This window comes from Streptomyces chromofuscus (assembly GCF_015160875.1).
In the GTDB taxonomy this organism is placed as follows: Bacteria; Actinomycetota; Actinomycetes; order Streptomycetales; family Streptomycetaceae; genus Streptomyces; species Streptomyces chromofuscus.
This window is the reverse complement of record NZ_CP063374.1, coordinates 4,084,919-4,100,928: the sequence shown is the minus strand read 5'-3', so window position 1 is coordinate 4,100,928 and position 16,010 is coordinate 4,084,919. Positions and strand designations below refer to the sequence as shown.

At 69.9% G+C, this 16,010-nt stretch carries 13 protein-coding genes, 2 tRNA genes and 1 pseudogene; 6 read left to right on the top strand and 10 right to left on the bottom strand.

The genetic code is table 11. From position 1 onward, the window contains the following. Positions 1-54 precede the first annotated feature (54 nt). A complete protein-coding gene (locus IPT68_RS18525) occupies positions 55-588 on the bottom strand; it encodes a peptidylprolyl isomerase (RefSeq protein ID WP_189695966.1) in 534 nt (177 codons plus the stop codon). A gap of 318 nt (positions 589-906) precedes the next feature. Between IPT68_RS18525 and IPT68_RS18520 the strand changes: the two genes are divergently transcribed. After that, positions 907-1,620: a DUF5324 family protein gene (locus IPT68_RS18520; RefSeq protein WP_189695967.1), complete on the top strand. Its 714-nt coding sequence runs from the start codon at positions 907-909 to the stop codon at positions 1,618-1,620. A 598-nt stretch (positions 1,621-2,218) separates the two neighbouring features. Here the strand turns inward: IPT68_RS18520 and IPT68_RS18515 are convergent. Then, positions 2,219-2,291: transfer RNA gene (locus tag IPT68_RS18515), tRNA-Ala, on the bottom strand. Positions 2,292-2,473: 182 nt separating this feature from the next. On the opposite strand from IPT68_RS18515, the gene IPT68_RS18510 reads away from it, so the two are divergent. Together IPT68_RS18510 and IPT68_RS18505 are read left to right on the top strand one after the other, a co-directional pair. Then, on the top strand, positions 2,474-3,022 hold the full coding sequence (locus IPT68_RS18510; protein WP_189695968.1) for a helix-turn-helix domain-containing protein: 549 nt from the start codon (positions 2,474-2,476) through the stop codon (positions 3,020-3,022). Between the two features lie 105 nt (positions 3,023-3,127). Further along, positions 3,128-4,795 carry a serine/threonine-protein kinase gene (locus tag IPT68_RS18505; RefSeq protein ID WP_189695969.1) on the top strand — a complete coding sequence of 556 codons (1,668 nt, stop codon included), beginning with the start codon at positions 3,128-3,130 and terminating at the stop codon, positions 4,793-4,795. A 25-nt stretch (positions 4,796-4,820) separates the two neighbouring features. On the opposite strand, the gene IPT68_RS18500 is transcribed toward IPT68_RS18505, so the two are convergent. Continuing rightward, complete coding sequence (locus IPT68_RS18500) at positions 4,821-5,969, bottom strand: hypothetical protein (RefSeq protein ID WP_308438728.1); 1,149 nt, start codon at positions 5,967-5,969, stop codon at positions 4,821-4,823. A 369-nt stretch (positions 5,970-6,338) separates the two neighbouring features. Next, a complete protein-coding gene (locus IPT68_RS34145; RefSeq protein WP_003999697.1) occupies positions 6,339-6,467 on the bottom strand; it encodes a DLW-39 family protein in 129 nt (42 codons plus the stop codon). A gap of 371 nt (positions 6,468-6,838) precedes the next feature. Here IPT68_RS34145 and IPT68_RS18490 point away from each other — a divergent pair, with 371 nt between their 5' ends. Continuing rightward, positions 6,839-7,228 carry a DUF6344 domain-containing protein gene (locus tag IPT68_RS18490; RefSeq protein WP_189695970.1) on the top strand — a complete coding sequence of 130 codons (390 nt, stop codon included), beginning with the start codon at positions 6,839-6,841 and terminating at the stop codon, positions 7,226-7,228. Between the two features lie 439 nt (positions 7,229-7,667). Beyond that, entirely contained in the window at positions 7,668-8,543 is an 876-nt protein-coding gene (locus IPT68_RS18485) for a hypothetical protein (protein WP_189695971.1), read from the top strand. 58 nt (positions 8,544-8,601) lie between these two features. On the opposite strand, the gene IPT68_RS18480 is transcribed toward IPT68_RS18485, so the two are convergent. Further along, positions 8,602-8,898 (bottom strand): hypothetical protein, encoded by a 297-nt coding sequence (locus IPT68_RS18480; protein WP_189695972.1) that lies wholly within the window; start codon positions 8,896-8,898, stop codon positions 8,602-8,604. A gap of 145 nt (positions 8,899-9,043) precedes the next feature. After that, on the bottom strand, positions 9,044-9,259 hold the full coding sequence (locus IPT68_RS18475; RefSeq protein ID WP_189695973.1) for a hypothetical protein: 216 nt from the start codon (positions 9,257-9,259) through the stop codon (positions 9,044-9,046). Positions 9,260-9,789: 530 nt separating this feature from the next. Here IPT68_RS18475 and IPT68_RS35220 point away from each other — a divergent pair. Then, a pseudogene (locus tag IPT68_RS35220) lies at positions 9,790-10,093 on the top strand (tyrosine-type recombinase/integrase); the annotation flags it as partial. Between the two features lie 54 nt (positions 10,094-10,147). On the opposite strand, the gene IPT68_RS18465 reads toward IPT68_RS35220, so the two are convergent. From IPT68_RS18465 to gyrB, 4 genes are all read right to left on the bottom strand, one after another. Then, positions 10,148-10,224 (bottom strand) — tRNA-Ile (locus IPT68_RS18465). A gap of 101 nt (positions 10,225-10,325) precedes the next feature. Further along, a complete protein-coding gene (locus IPT68_RS18460) occupies positions 10,326-11,138 on the bottom strand; it encodes a DUF3566 domain-containing protein (protein WP_189695974.1) in 813 nt (270 codons plus the stop codon). A gap of 18 nt (positions 11,139-11,156) precedes the next feature. After that, a complete protein-coding gene (gene gyrA / locus IPT68_RS18455; RefSeq protein WP_189695975.1) occupies positions 11,157-13,748 on the bottom strand; it encodes a DNA gyrase subunit A in 2,592 nt (863 codons plus the stop codon). A 42-nt stretch (positions 13,749-13,790) separates the two neighbouring features. Beyond that, positions 13,791-15,851, bottom strand: coding sequence for a DNA topoisomerase (ATP-hydrolyzing) subunit B (gene gyrB / locus IPT68_RS18450; protein WP_189695976.1), 2,061 nt, complete (start codon positions 15,849-15,851; stop codon positions 13,791-13,793). Positions 15,852-16,010: the final 159 nt, after the last annotated feature.

Here is a 16,010-nt window from a genome sequence, read left to right as displayed (position 1 = left end):
CGCTCATCTTTACGGACGAGCGGGGCGTTTGGTTCCCAGCGGGAGGTCCCGGACTCAGGCCTCGCGGGACTCGACGACGACCGTCTCGATGACGACGTCGTTGAGCGGGCGGTCGGTCCGCGGGTTGGTCTGGGCGCTCGCGATGGAGTCCACGACCTTCTGGCTGGCCGCGTCGGTGACCTCGCCGAAGATGGTGTGCTTGCGGTTCAGCCACGCCGTCGGGGAGACGGTGATGAAGAACTGCGAGCCGTTGGTGCCCGGGCCGGCGTTCGCCATGGCCAGCAGGTACGGCTTGTCGAACTGCAGGTCCGGGTGGAACTCGTCCGCGAACTGGTAACCGGGGCCGCCCGTGCCGTTGCCCAGCGGGTCGCCGCCCTGGATCATGAAGCCGCTGATGACCCGGTGGAAAACCGTGCCGTCGTACAGCTTGGCCGCGGACTTCTCCCCGGTGGCCGGGTTGACCCACTCACGCTCGCCCTTGGCGAGCTCGACGAAGTTCTTGACCGTGTTCGGCGCGTGGTTCGGGAAGAGCCGAACAACGATGTCGCCGTGGTTGGTCTTCAGGGTGGCGTAAAGCTGCTCAGCCACGATCTGCCTTCCGTTGTCTTCCTGTGACCCCACGATCCTCGCACGGTCCACGTCCGGCGTCGCCCGACGCCCTCTGTCAAGCGCGTATCCGGGCGTTTCTGTTGCGAAATCTCCGTCGGTCGTGTCCGGACACGGGCGCCGGGCGCCGATCCGTGGCATTGTCGACGACAAGCTCCCTGTTGCCCCGTATTCATCCGCTATCGCACCGCAACCGTGACCCGGTTGCCCGCCCGCGCATGCCGCATCGCTCTCCGGCAGGCATGATCCGTAAAAGGGTGGAAAGTCGAAATACCGTACGCCACCGAGGAGGAGGAACCCGTGACCCGCATCGACAGCGTGCGCGCCGCGACCGGCTCGGCGAAGGACAGCGTGCTGCACGCCGCGGAAGTGGTGGCGCCCTACGCCGACACGGCCAAGGACCGGGCCGCGCACTACGCACACGAGGCACGCGTACGGCTCGCGCCCAAGGTGTCGCAGGCCGCGGGGCAGGCCCGCGTCCAGTACGCGTCGTATCTCGCGCCGCATCTGGAGCAGGCCCGCTACCAGGTCCGCGCCCACGTGCCGCCGAAGGTCGACCACGCCGCCCACGAGGCCGCCGTCCGCGCCCGCGAGGCCGCCCGGCAGGCCACCGAGTACTCCCGGCCGAGGATCGAGCAGGCAGTGGCCGCGGCCGGGCCCGTCAAGGACGAGGCGGCGGCCCGGGCCGCCGCCGTACTGGCCGCGCTGCGCGGCCAGATCTCGCCCGAGGAGATCCAGAAGCTCGTCCGCAAGCACGAGCGCCGGGCCAAGGCCGGTCGCGCCGTGAAGGCGCTGGCCGTCGTCGGCCTCGCCGCGGGCGGTGCCTTCGCCGCCTGGAAGTGGTGGGACAAGCAGGCCAACCCGGACTGGCTGGTCGAACCCCCCGCCGCGACCGAGGTCCCCGAGTCCGGCCGGCTGACGTCGGTCGACGGCAGCGGCCAGTCCGTGCTCGATCCCGAGGTGGAGGCCAAGCAGGCCGAGGACGAGGCCACGCACCGCGACGACCGCGACTGAGGCCGCGCCGGCGGGGCGGATCGCCTTCACGACGGTGGGGCGGGTGACCGGAGGGTCACCCGCCCCACCGTCGTGTTTCACGCGCGCCATGTTTCACGTGGAACCAACGAGGGTGCGCGTCGGGAGCCAACGCGGCTGTGCGGCTGCGGACTTGGCGCCGACGTGGCAGTGTGCGACCAACCGTGATCGCGAGCGCAATGCCGAGCCGATCTCGGCCCTTGTCACATTGCGGCTGAGGAGAGCGGGCGGGGTTTGCGCAAAGCGGGGCGGTTTCCCGGCCCTCCGCCTCGACAGGTGGGGACCGGTCCAGGCCAAGCGGGTTGTGGGGCGGGTCGGGTGCCACCGACATCCCTGCGGTCGACAGCGCGTGCACCTGTACCGGAACCCGTGGTGGAGCCACTCGCCGCCGGGTGACGGACACGACAGCGCCGGTGCCCACGGGCCGTCCGAGGGCGCCGTGCCGCGTCCGCACCGGCCGTCGCCCGTCGGCGGTTCCGGACTCGCGGCGCGCGCGCCCACCGGCCGGCGCGGTGCCGGACGCCCGCGACGCACAATGCCCTCCGAACCGCGTTTCCGCAGTTCGGAGGGCATCCGAGGGTGGAGCCTAGGGGAGTCGAACCCCTGACATCTGCCATGCAAAGACAGCGCTCTACCAACTGAGCTAAGGCCCCGGGAAGAGGGACATCCGCCGGAAGGACCGCGTACCGGCAGGCGCCGCAGACCAGAGTAGCGGGTCACCCCCGGTATCTCGCAAAAAGATTGGGGGGTCCCCGTGAACGACCACTCTCCGTAAGATGCTCGGCGTGGTTCGCTACAGCGAACCGCCGTTTAGGGGAAGCGATGGGGAGACGCAATGGACGCCGCACAGCAGGAAGCCACCGCAAGAGCGCGGGAACTGCAGCGGAACTGGTACGGGGAGCCGTTGGGGACGCTCTTCCGTAAGCTCATCGACGATCTTGGTCTCAACCAGGCTCGTCTCGCCGGGGTGCTGGGACTGTCCGCACCGATGCTGTCGCAGCTGATGAGCGGGCAGCGGGCGAAGATCGGCAATCCGGCCGTGGTGCAGCGGGTGCAGCTGCTCCAGGAGCTGGCCGCGCAGGTGGCGGACGGCAGTGTGAGCGCGGCCGAGGCCACCGACCGGATGGACGAGATCAAGAGGTCGCAGGGGGGATCGGTGCTCAGCAACACCACGCACACGACGAACAGTTCGGGGGCGCCGACGGTCAAGCGGGTGGTCCGTGAGATCCAGTCCCTGCTGCGCTCGGTGGCCGCCGCGGGCGACATCATCGACGCCGCGGACACCCTCGCCCCGACCCACCCGGAGCTGGCAGAGTTCCTCCGGGTGTACGGCGCCGGGCGCACGTCCGACGCGGTCGCGCACTACCAGGCGCACCAGAGCTGAACTGCCGTCCCACTCTTCGCAGGGCACGCAACGGGGGAAGCCCTGGAATCGAAGGGAACACAAGGGGACTGAAGCTGACCCGAGGGGGAGGAGCGGCGCACAGCGATGGGTGAGGTCTTCGCCGGGCGGTACGAGCTGGCCGACCCGATCGGCCGCGGTGGAGTGGGCGCCGTCTGGCGCGCCTGGGACCATCGCCGCCGCCGCTATGTGGCCGCCAAGGTGCTGCAGCAGCGCGACGCGCACTCCCTGCTGCGTTTCGTCCGCGAGCAGGCGCTGCGGATCGATCATCCCCATGTGCTCGCACCGGCCAGCTGGGCCGCCGACGACGACAAGGTCCTGTTCACGATGGATCTGGTGGCCGGCGGTTCGCTGGTCCACCTCGTCGGGGACTACGGCCCGCTGCCACCACCCTTCGTCAGCACCCTCCTCGACCAGCTCCTGTCGGGTCTTGCCGCCGTGCACGCGGAGGACGTCGTGCACCGTGACATCAAGCCCGCCAACGTGCTGCTGGAGGCCACCGGCACCGGACGGCCGCGGCTGCGGCTGTCCGACTTCGGGATCGCCATGCGGCTGGGCGAACCCCGTCTGACCGAGACCAACCTCGTGGTGGGGACACCCGGCTATCTCGCGCCCGAGCAGATGATGGGCGCGGAACCGGACTTCCCGGCGGACCTGTTCGCCGTGGGGCTGGTGGCCCTGTACCTGCTGGAGGGCGCCAAGCCGGACGCCAAGGCGATCGTCCAGTACTTCGCCGACCACGGGACCCCGGGCGCGCCCGAGGGCATCCCCGAACCTCTGTGGCAGGTCGTGGCCACGCTGCTGCAGCCGGATCCGGTGGCCCGGTTCCGCACGGCCACGGGGGCGCGCAAGGCGCTCGCCGCGGCGGTCGAGCTGCTGCCGGAGCCCGGTCCCGACGACGAGCAGATCGAGATCTTCGACCAACTCGGGCCCCTGCCACCGGGCTTCGGACCGGACGGACCACGGCCGCGGCCCGGCGGGACCCGACCGGCGGGGCGATCGACCGAGGCCACGGGTGATGGAGGGGTCGGGGAAGCATCCGGGACGTCACAGGCCGGGCACGACGGAACGCCCGAGACGCCGCAGACCGGGCGGGACGCGGAACCGCCCCAAGCGCCGCAGACCGGGCGGGACGCGGAACCGTCCGGAGCGCCGCAGGTCGGAAGGCACAGCGGGACGTACGGGGCACCACGCGTGGAGAGTGGCGGCATACCTGTCGCGAGCTCCTCGCGCCCCGGCACGGCTTCCGCGGCAACCGGCACCGCCGGCCCGGACGTATCCGCCGACCCACGGCATCGGCAGGCGGCGCCGCCCCCGCAACCGGCCAACATGTCCGACACCGGCAGCTTCCACCTGCCGCCGCCCCAGCCGACGGTCACCACCCGCCGACCCCCCACGGCACCACCGTCATCGCACGGAAGCACACCGCGACCCCAGCACTCCCCCCCACCGCATTACCCCCCGCAGGCACAGCCGCCGCTCCACCCCGCCCCCGCCCCCGCGCAGCCCGGCATCCCGCACCGCCCCGACGTCTCCACTGCCTCCTACACGGCGCAGGACCCGCAGGTACCCCCGCTTCCCCGGCCGCCCACCGGTCATCGCCGCACCAGCGGACGCTCCAGCCACCGCACCAGTCCCCGCGGCGGCCGCCGCGCCAGTCGCCACCCCGGCCCGCCCGCCAAGGCGGTGGTCCCGCTGCTCCTGCTGGCGCTGGTCTGCTACGCGGTCGGGTTCTGGGCACTGACCCGTATCTGACGACGGCCGACCACCGGCAGGCCCCCTACCCGGCGACCCCGGCCCTTCGCCGTGACACGGCCGTCCACACGCCGAGCCCCACGAGGATCGCGCTGCCCGCGCCGATCCCGCCCGCGGCCAGCGCGGTCATCGCCCCGTCACGACCACCGACGTCGCCGTCACCACCGGTCACAGCCCCGAGACCGTCCGCCAGACCCCCTCCCCAGACCTCGAACAGACCCTTCGGCACCGACTGTCCGGCGTACGCGGGCCCGTCCTGCGCCGCGCCCCTGACGCCCACCCGCAGCGTCAGCCCGAACGGCCCGTCGCCGAACCTCTCGGCCACCTCGGTGGAGAGATGCACGACGAGGTAGTAGGACCCCGCGAAGCGCATCCCGCTCACGCGGCCGGTGAAGGAGTGACGGTTGGCGTGGTCGACCGGCGGCAACGAAGCGAGCGCGGCGGCCCGCTGTTTGCCGTCGTAGCCGACGCCCTTGTCCGCGACGAACGCGCGCACGGGGTTGTAGAGGGAGACGTCCAGGGCGCCGGCCGCGTAGCCGGAGCCCTCGGTGGCCGTCCCGAGTTCGGCGGTGGCGGACAGTTGGCGGCCCCAGTCGACCGGGACCCGGTAGAAGAGCGTCTGCCCGGGCGCGATGTCGTCGGTCCACACGCCCTGCCCCACGGAGGCCGCCGTCGCGAACCCGGCGCCGCCCTGCCGTCGCTCGGGCTCGTCCGTGGGCGGCGCGGGCGTGGCGGAGTTCCAGGCCTGCGGCGCCTTCGACTCCTCGGCCTGCGCCAGTCCCGGCTCCTCGACCACCGCCAGCTCCAGGTCCCAGGGGGTCGGCGCGGAGTCCGTCGTACCGGCGCGTTCGACGACCGCGTAATACGTGCCCGCGCCCTGGCAGCGGGTCCCACCGGCCTCACGCGCGCCCGCCGCCGCGATCGGGTGCGGGCTGCGGGCGGCGCCGAAGGTCGTGGTGTCGGTGGAGCAGGACCTGCCGTCGGCGTCCTGCACGGACACCTTGACGCCCTCGATCGCGGAGACGGTGGCGTCCGGACCGGGTACGGCGGTGGCGGAGACGTACGCGTTCGAGGTGGCGTCCAGTACGAGGCGGTAGTACGCCGTGCCGCCGGCCGGGAGGCTACTGCGGTACGTCTCGCCGGGCTCCAGGCGCACGGCGTCGGCGGTGCCCACGGCGGCGGGGACGGTCCGGGCGTCCTCCGCGAACGCGAAGGAGACATCCGAAGAACCGGAAGAGGCAGAAGAAATGGACGCGTCTTCCCCCGACGTCGCCCCAGTCCCAGCAGCCCCGGCAACCCCCGACAACCCCCAGGGTCCGGGCACCACCAGCGGCATCACCCCCGGCAGCAACACCGCCACCGCACGCCCCCACGCCGTACGCCGCCGCCCGATCACGCGCCCACCCACCCCCGGGAGTTGTCGCCTTCGAACCGTCCGTGCCCTGACTCATCCTGCCCCGCGGGTCCCGCACGCGGCATGCGTAAACACGCAAAACCCCGACCGCGACGCGGCCGGGGTCTGTTCAGTCTCGGTTGTCGGTACTCACGAACCCGTGGGCACGGAGTCAGTCGCCTCCGTCCACAGATCCTGCTCGGCGCGATCCGCCTGGATCTGGCGGTACACGAGGAGCCCGCCGATGGCGGCCAGTGCGACCAGGAGAAGCTTCTTCACCGCGCGACCTCGTCTTTCCTTGACGTAGGGGACCTCTGGCGCCCGACTATACACACCGACCTATATCGATCGGTGACCTGCGCCAGGCCCCAACTCCCCACCGGGATCCCGCACTCGAAGCGGCCCCGGCACCGGACGCGGAGAGGGCGACGCCACTCCGACCCGAGGGTGATCACACCCCTACGGAGGGTGAGAGTTGCCCCGCCTTCGCCGCTCTTCCCTCCCTTTCCAGGCTTTTCGGGCCCCTTGCACCCATCCGAGTGTTGTTCATCCGAAGATCGCCGCGCCACGGGCGTCGGTCCACCACTTCGCGAGCCCCATACACATCATGAGGAAAGTACGCAAATCGCCCGACCCGAAAGTGAGGGGCCATGGCCCGGAACAAGGTCATGAAGCTGTGGAACGTCGTCGTCACCGCCTTCCTCGCGCTGTTCACGGCGCTCGGACTCATCACCACGTCCGCCTCCGCGGCGGTACCGCAGACCGAGCCGGCTCGCAACAGCACCGCACAGCCCACGGTTCCGACGATGTCTCCCTGGTCCAGGTCGCACGCCAGGTCCCTGCCCCCCACGATGAAACAGCGCATTCGGGCCGAGGCCCACGGAAAGTCGCCGAGCTGCCGCCACCGTCCGCTCACCGAGACCGACCAGATCGCCACCGCGGCCACCACGCCCGTCACCGCCGCGGCCGAGCCGGCCGAGGACTGCGAGGCGGAGCCGCCCACAACCGCCGGCCACGTGTCGATTCCTCTCCAGCGCTGAGATCCCCCCTCTTACCCCGCTCTCCCTTTATCCCTGTCCTCTCGGCGAACTTGCGTACATCGCCCTCGAACCAAGGCCCGGCCACTCCCCACGTGGCCGGGCCTTCGCGCTGCCCCGTCCGGCCCCGGAAAGGCCCACGACTCGGCGCTACCGGCTCCCGCCCCTGTCCGCCCGCACCGCCCGTATGTCCCGCACGAGGACATGTACCGACAGAAGCACGAGCCCGATCCCGGCCGCGGCCCAGTACACGGAGCCTCCTTCCCGGTACTCACGCACGCCTGCGAAGGCCAACATCGAGGCCGGCAGCAACGACAGGACCGATATCCCCACACTGACACGTCTGCTCACGAGCCCATCATCTCTGGGAAAATCGAAGCGACGCCTTCGTACGACCGCCCCTGACGACCGACCACCCCCCATCGCGTGGAGAGGGACGCTCGTGGACTTCGACGCCGTCGCCGACGAGTTGTACGGGCTGCGCCCGGAGCACTTCACCACCGCCCGCGACGCCCACGCGGCGGCAGCCCGCAAGGCGGGTGACCGCGCCCTCGCCGAGAAGATCGGCAAGCTGCGCCGCCCGAGCCTGTCGGCGTGGGCCAGCAACATCCTGGTCCGCCGGCAGGCCGACCAGGTGGAGCCCCTGCTGAGGCTCGGGGAGGGCCTGCGGCAGGCCCACCTCGACCTGGACGGCGCCCAGCTGCGCGAGCTCATCCGTCAGCAGCGGATCCTGATCACCGCCCTGTCGCGCCAGGCCGGGCGCCTCGCCGCACAGGCGGGTCGCCCGATCACCCCGGACGCCCAACGGGAGGTCGAGAGCACTCTGCACGCCGTGCTCGCCGACCCGGAAGCGGCGCGGCAGTGGGCAGCGGGCAGGCTGGTCAAGCCGCTGGACGCCGCGGTCGGGTTCCCGGCGGTCGCCCAGGATGCCGTACCACGTGCTCCCGCCGTTGCCGAGGCGCCGCCGCCGGCCGCTCGCCGCAGGAGCGCAGCGGAGGAGACCCGGCGCGCCCGTCTGGCGAAGGCGCGCACGGAGGCCGAGCACACCGAGGCCGACCTGCGGGCCGCGGAGGAGGAGGCGACGGCGGCCACCCACGACGTGGAGAACGCCAAGCAGCGGGCGGACCGGCTGGAACAGCGCGTCAGCAGTCTGGCCGAAGAACTGCAACGGGCCGAGGAGGAGCACCGGCAGGCCGTCGCCGGTGAACGACAGGCCAGGGAACGCGCCCGCTTCGCCGACCGCCGTGTGACCGAGTGCCGCCGCCGCGCCAGGGCAGCGGCGTCCCGCCTGCAACGCCTGACCCCGGACAGCGACTGAACCAGCGGACGGCCGATGTCCGTCTGCCGGCGGAGCGCTGCGCGGTGGGTGGTGAGTCTCAGTCCCCGGAAGAACCGAAGAAGCCGACACGGGTGGGTTCGCTGCCGGTGTACGGGACCGCACAGACGCCGGTCCAGCTCATCCGGTGCTCACCGAGCAGAGTCGTGTCCTCGACCGTGGGACGCCCCGTACGCAGGGCCTCATGGGCCTGGGCCATCGCGTCTTGGTACTGCTGCACGGTCGGGCGGTCCGTGCCGAAGTGATGGACAAGTCGGGCGGTGGGAAGCGGGCGGAGCGTGAAGTAGTCCGCCTTCCACTGCCGCGGGGACTCGGTCGTCCCGACTGTGCGCTGCACGTCCAGAATCGAACTGACTCGGACCCAGCGTGCCCGACGGGTCGGCACAGTCCCTGCGACTCCCCCGGCCACGCTCACGCGGGAGCGCCCCGCAGCGTGTGGCTGCGGGGCGCCGAGTCACTTTCGCAACAGGCCCCAGTGGGGTTTAGTCGACCGTCTGCCCGTCGTACATACCGCCCCTGCAGGTCGGGAGCACGGGCGTCGACCGATCGATCGTTCCGCCGCCGTCCGTGCATTCACCCGGGGTGACGCTGCCGACCGCGGTGACGCTGCTGGCGGTGGCGGTGGCGGCGCCTGTGAGGCCGAGTCCGGCGAGGGCTGCCGTGGCGATGACTGCGGCGAGGATTCGTCGAATGCGCATGTGGTTCGCCTTTCACGGATTGCCTCGGTTGGGGCACTAATCAGCTTCATGTTCACCCATGTGGGTGGCACGTCTTATTGGGCCATTCGGGTGACAGTGCTGTCGGGTGCGGGGTCGGTGACGCGACCCGTCGGACAGGCCCCGGAACAAAGAGACCACCCCGGCCGGATGGGTGGTCTCTTCGTTGTTCCGGAGGGGGCAGCGTCCGCAACCATCGTCTTGGCCGTGGGCCGCTCTATGCGGTGATCGACTCATGGCCACCGGCCCATCCACATGTGGGCGCGCGTCGGCGCAGCCGGGGCGGAGCGGGCCGAAGGCAGGAGCGGCGCCCGGAGCGGAGCCGGGAGCCCGCCCGGCGGAGCGGAGCGCAGCCGGGTGCTTGACGAGGCAGAGAAATCTGTAACAGCTCCCGCCTGGGTCAAGCCGAAGGCGCGTCAGTGTCAGGAGTCGGCTCGTGAATCCGGCCTGCCCGACCCCAACGACACCCCGGAGGCAACCTCCCTCGTGCTCGCCCAGTGGACCTACGCCGGAAGGAGCAGGACCATGACCTGATCTTCTCCGCGGAGCACGGCGGCACGATCGACCCGGTGGGCTTCTCCAGGACCTTCGACCGGCTCGTGCAGCGCGCCGGGGTCCGCCGGATCACGGTCCGCCTCGCTCGGCACACCTGCGGAACCCCGTTGGCCTTCCTGAAGGTACATCCCAAGGTCGCCCAGGCGATCCTCCGGCACAGTCAGCATGACCATGGACGTCTACACGCACGTGGTCGGCGACAGCGAGCGGGAAGCGGTCGGCATGCTCGCCGAACTTCTGGAAGATCCACTCATCGGTTGATGTCACCGTGGATGTCAAAGACCCCCGGCCCAAGTGGACCGGGGGTCTTCATGTTGGTGGGGCTAACAGGATTTGAACCTGTGGCCTCATCCTTATCAGGGATGCGCTCTAACCAACTGAGCTATAGCCCCGCCGCGCTCTGCGGTGTGTGTCCCGCGCGCTGACTCCTGAAGATTAGCGCACGACCGGGGCAGTCCCAAAATCGATAGTCGCGGGACGTTTGAGGGACCCGTCACTCGTCCTCGGCCAGCGTCAGCTCCACTCCGCCGACGAAGCCCGCGGAGAGGTTGTAGATGAACGCGCCGAGCGTCGCCAGCGCCGTCGCCAGGACGACGTCGATGACCGCGATGATCGCGGTGAACATCAGGACGTTGGGCAGGGACAGGAACGCCTGCAGGTCGAAGCCGTTCGACTCGTTCGAGCCGGTCGCCTCGGAGATCGTGCCGCCGACCGTGGAGAAGACGCCCATGGCGTCCATGACCATCCACAGCACCGCCGACGCCACGATCGTGCAGATGCCGAGCGCGATGGAGAGCAGGAAGCTGACCTTCATCACCGACCACGGGTCGGCCTTGGCCACCCGCAGCCGCGCCTTGCGCACGCGCGGCGTGGTGCGCGCCCCGGTGCGCGGCCGGCGTACCGCGTTCCCGGGAGCGGGCGTCTGGTAGGCCTGCGGCGGGTGGTACGGCCCGGAGGGCTGCTGCTCCGGCTGCCGCTCCCCGGGCAGCGGGGAGACCGTCTGCTGTGCTCCCGCCGCCGGGGCGGCCTGCGGCTGGGCGCCCGGAGCGGCCGAGCCCGCTCCAGCCGCGTACTGCTGGGTCTGCGGGCCTCGGGTGTCCGTCACAGTTCCCCCCTGGGATCCATGAGTGTCAGGCGAGTTGGAGGGCGTCTGCGCATCCTTGGCGGGTGACTTGATCGCCCGTAGCTGGGTGGTGTGCGAGTCCGTCGCAGGCGCGGCGGAGCCACGGCCGCCGCCGTCCGTCTCCGCGCCGGTCGAGGTACCGGCCGGGATACCGGTCGATCCGGCGCCCGTGGCTCCGCTCACGCTGACTCACTCCTCGTGCTACTCGGCCGAGGGCGCCTCGCCCTCGTCCGTGCCGGTGGTGACGGCACTCTCGGCGGTCTCGTCGGCGGCCAGATCGCCGTCGACCTCCTCCGCCTCGCGTCCCGCTTCGGCGTTACGTGCGATGCCGACGACGGCATCGCGCTTGCCCAGATTGATCAGTTGGACGCCCATGGTGTCACGGCCCGTCTCCCTGACCTCGTTGACTCGCGTGCGAATCACACCGCCGGACAGCGTGATGGCGAGGATCTCGTCGGTCTCCTCGACCACCAGCGCGCCGACGAGCGAACCACGGTCCTCGACGATCTTGGCAGCCTTGATGCCGAGGCCGCCGCGACCCTGGACGCGGTACTCGTCGACAGCGGTCCGCTTTGCGTACCCGCCGTCGGTGGCAGTGAACACGAACGTACCGGGTCGAACAACATTCATCGAGAGCAGTTCGTCTCCCGCACGGAAACTCATGCCCTTGACGCCCGATGTGGCACGTCCCATCGGGCGAAGAGACTCGTCCGTCGCGGTGAACCTGATCGACTGCGCCTTCTTGCTGATCAGCAGAAGATCGTCGTCAGGCGACACGAGTTCGGCTCCGATCAGTTCGTCGTCGGAACCGTCCTCCCGCTCACGCAGGTTGATCGCGATGACACCACCCGAACGCGGGGAGTCGTAGTCCTTCAACGAGGTCTTCTTCACCAGGCCGCCCTTGGTGGCCAGGACCAGGTACGGCGCCGCCTCGTAGTCGCGGATCGCCAGGATCTCGGCGATCGCCTCGTCCGGCTGGAAGGCCAGCAGGTTGGCGACGTGCTGCCCACGCGCATCGCGGCCCGCGTCGGGCAGCTCGTAGGCCTTCGCGCGGTAGACCCGGCCCTTGTTGGTGAAGAACAGCAGCCAGTGGTGCGTGGTCGACACGAAGAAGTGGTCGACGATGTCGTCTTCCTTCAGCTTCGCGCCGCGCACGCCCTTGCCGCCGCGCTTCTGCGCCCGGTAGTCGTCCGTCTTGGTGCGCTTGACGTAACCGCCGCGGGTGACGGTGACGACGATGTCCTCCTCGGCGATCAGGTCCTCGATGGACATGTCACCGTCGTAGGGGATCAGCTGGGTCTTGCGGTCGTCGCCGTACTTCTCGACGAGCGCGGCGAGTTCCTCGCTGACGATGCCGCGCTGGCGGACCGGCGAGGCCAGGATCTCGTTGTACTCGTTGATCTTCGCCTGGAGCTCGTCGTGCTCCTGGACGATCTTCTGGCGCTCCAGGGCGGCCAGTCGGCGGAGCTGCATCTCCAGGATCGCGTTCGCCTGGATCTCGTCGATCTCCAGGAGGTCCATCAGGCCCGTGCGGGCGACCTCGACCGTCTCACTGGCCCGGATCAGCGCGATGACGTCGTCGATGGCGTCCAGCGCCTTCAGCAGGCCGCGCAGGATGTGCGCCCGCTCCTCGGCCTTGCGCAGCCTGAAGCGCGTGCGGCGGACGATGACCTCGATCTGGTGCGTCACCCAGTGCCGGATGAACGCGTCCAGCGACAGCGTGCGCGGCACGCCGTCGACCAGCGCCAGCATGTTGGCGCCGAAGTTCGTCTGCAGATCGGTGTGCTTGTAGAGGTTGTTCAGCACGACCTTGGCGACCGCGTCCCTCTTCAGCACGATGACCAGACGCTGACCGGTGCGGGAGCTGGTCTCGTCCCGGACGTCCGCGATGCCGCCGATCTTGCCGTCCTTCACCAGGTCGGCGATCTTCTGCGCGAGATTGTCCGGGTTCGTCTGGTACGGCAGCTCGGTGACCACCAGGCACTGGCGGCCCTGGATCTCCTCGACCTCGACCACCGCGCGCATGGTGATGGAGCCGCGGCCGGTGCGGTACGCCTCCTCGATGCCCTTGCGGCCCACCACCAGGGCGCCGGTCGGGAAGTCGGGGCCCTTGATGCGCTCGATGAGCGCGTCGAGCAGCTCCTCGTGGCTGGCCTCGGGGTGCTCCAGGTACCACTGGGCGCCGGACGCGACCTCGCGCAGGTTGTGCGGCGGGATGTTGGTCGCCATGCCGACCGCGATGCCGGCGGAGCCGTTGATCAGCAGGTTCGGGAAGCGGGCGGGCAGGACGGTCGGCTCCTGGGAGCGGCCGTCGTAGTTGTCCGTGAAGTCGACGGTCTCCTCGTCGATGTCGCGGACCATCTCCATCGACAGCGGCGCCATCTTGCACTCGGTGTAGCGCATGGCCGCCGCCGGGTCGTTGCCCGGCGAGCCGAAGTTGCCGTTGGAGTCGACGAGAGGCATCCGCATCGCCCACGGCTGGGCGAGACGGACCAGGGCGTCGTAGATCGAGCTGTCGCCGTGCGGGTGGTAGTTGCCCATGACGTCGCCGACGACGCGGGCGCACTTGTAGAAGCCGCGCTCGGGGCGGTAGCCGCCGTCGTACATCGCGTACAGGACACGGCGGTGGACGGGCTTGAGGCCGTCCCGGACGTCCGGCAGCGCGCGGGAGACGATGACGGACATCGCGTAGTCGAGGTACGAGCGCTGCATCTCCGTCTCGAGCCCGACGGGCTCGACGCGGAGGGTCTGGCCCTCGTCCTCGGGCATGACAGGAGTGTTCTCGTCGGCCATGGCTGGTGAAGATCCTTCCTGGTGCGGTCAGCTGGGACCGACTCAGATGTCGAGGAAGCGGACGTCCTTGGCGTTGCGCTGGATGAACGCGCGGCGGGCCTCGACGTCCTCGCCCATGAGGACCGAGAACAGTTCGTCGGCCTGTGCGGCGTCGTCGAGGGTGACCTGGCCGAGGACGCGGTGCTCCTGGTCCATCGTGGTGATGCGCAGCTCCTCGGCGTTCATCTCACCGAGACCCTTGAAGCGCTGGATCGAGTCCTCCCTGACCCTCTTGCCGCGCTGACGGCCCATCTCGATCAGCGCGTCGCGCTCGCGGTCGGAGTACGCGTAGTCGACGTCCTCCCGGCCCCACTTGATCTTGTACAGCGGGGGACGGGACAGGAACACGTGGCCCGCCTCGACCAGCGGCCGCATGAAGCGGAACAGGAAGGTCAGCAGCAGGGTGTTGATGTGCTGGCCGTCGACGTCGGCGTCCGCCATCAGGATGATCTTGTGGTAGCGCAGCTTCTCGATGTCGAAGTCCTCGTGCACGCCGGTGCCGAAGGCGGAGATCAGCGCCTGGATCTCCTGGTTCTGCAGGATCTTGTCGATCCGCGCCTTCTCGACGTTGAGGATCTTGCCGCGGATCGGGAGGATCGCCTGGTACTCCGGGTTGCGGCCGGACTTGGCCGAGCCGCCGGCGGAGTCACCCTCGACGATGAAGATCTCGCACTTCGTCGGGTCGTTCGACTGGCAGTCGGAGAGCTTGCCCGGCAGCGACGCGCTCTCCAGCAGGCCCTTGCGACGGGTCAGGTCGCGCGCCTTGCGGGCCGCGACGCGCGCGGTGGCCGCCTGGATGCCCTTGCGGACGATGTCCGCGCCTTCGTTCGGGTTGCGGTCCAGCCAGTCGCTGAGGTGCTCGTAGACCACCTTCTGCACGAAGGTCTTCGCCTCCGTGTTGCCCAGCTTGGTCTTGGTCTGGCCCTCGAACTGAGGCTCGCTCAGCTTGACCGAGATGATCGCCGTCAGACCCTCGCGGATGTCGTCACCCGTGAGGTTGTCGTCCTTCTCCCGCAGCAGCTTCTTGTCGCGCGCGTACTTGTTGATCAGCGAGGTCAGCGCGGCGCGGAAGCCCTCCTCGTGCGTACCGCCCTCGTGGGTGTGGATGATGTTGGCGAACGAGTAGACACCCTCGGTGTACCCGTTGTTCCACTGCATCGCGACCTCGAGGGAGAGGTTCTTCTCCTTGTCCTCCGCCTGGAGGTCGATGACGGACGGGTGCACCACGTCTCCCTTGCGGGAGTTGAGGTAGGTCACGAAGTCGACGATGCCGCCCTCGTAGTGGTACGTGACGGTCTTGGGCTCCTGCTTCTCGTCCGCACCCGCCTCGTCCGCGCCCGCCGTGGCCTTGGCCGACTCGCGCTCGTCGGTGAGCTTGATCGTCAGGCCCTTGTTGAGGAAGGCCATCTCCTGGAAACGCCGGGAGAGCGTCTCGAAGGAGTAGTCGGTGGTCTCGAAGATGTCGCCGTCGGCCCAGAAGGTGACCGAGGTGCCGGTCTCCTCGGTGGCCTCGTGCTGCGCGAGCGGGGCCGTCGGGACGCCCATCTTGTAGTCCTGCGTCCAGCGGTGGCCGTCGGTCTTCACCTCGACGGCGACCTTGGAGGACAGGGCGTTGACGACGGAGACGCCCACGCCGTGCAGGCCGCCGGAGACCGCGTACCCGCCGCCGCCGAACTTGCCGCCCGCGTGCAGCACGGTCAGCACGACCTCGAGGGCCGGCTTGTTCTCGGACGGGACGATGCCCACCGGGATGCCTCGGCCGTTGTCGACGACCCGGATGCCGCCGTCGGCGAGGATCGTGACGTCGATGGTGTCGGCGTATCCGGCCAGCGCCTCGTCGACGGAGTTGTCGACGACCTCGTACACCAGGTGGTGCAGTCCTCGTTCGCCGGTCGAGCCGATGTACATGCCGGGTCGCTTGCGGACCGCGTCCAGACCCTCGAGGACGGTGATGGCGCTGGCGTCGTACGAGGCCGTGACCTCGCCGTTCGATGCGTTGGCCGCGGCGTTCACGCCGGCGTCGGTGGACGGAATGTTCTCGTTGGGGTTGCCGGAATCGGCCACGAAGCGCCCTTTCTGGCACAGCACGAGCCGGGCTCGTCGGCGGGTTGCCGGAGCGGCTGCGGCATGTTGCGTTGGTCAGCCTTGTTCAGCGTTGCTCAGCTTTTCCCGGACGGTCCCCACGTTCGGGGCGGGATTGCCTCCCAGTCTACCGGTAGCGCC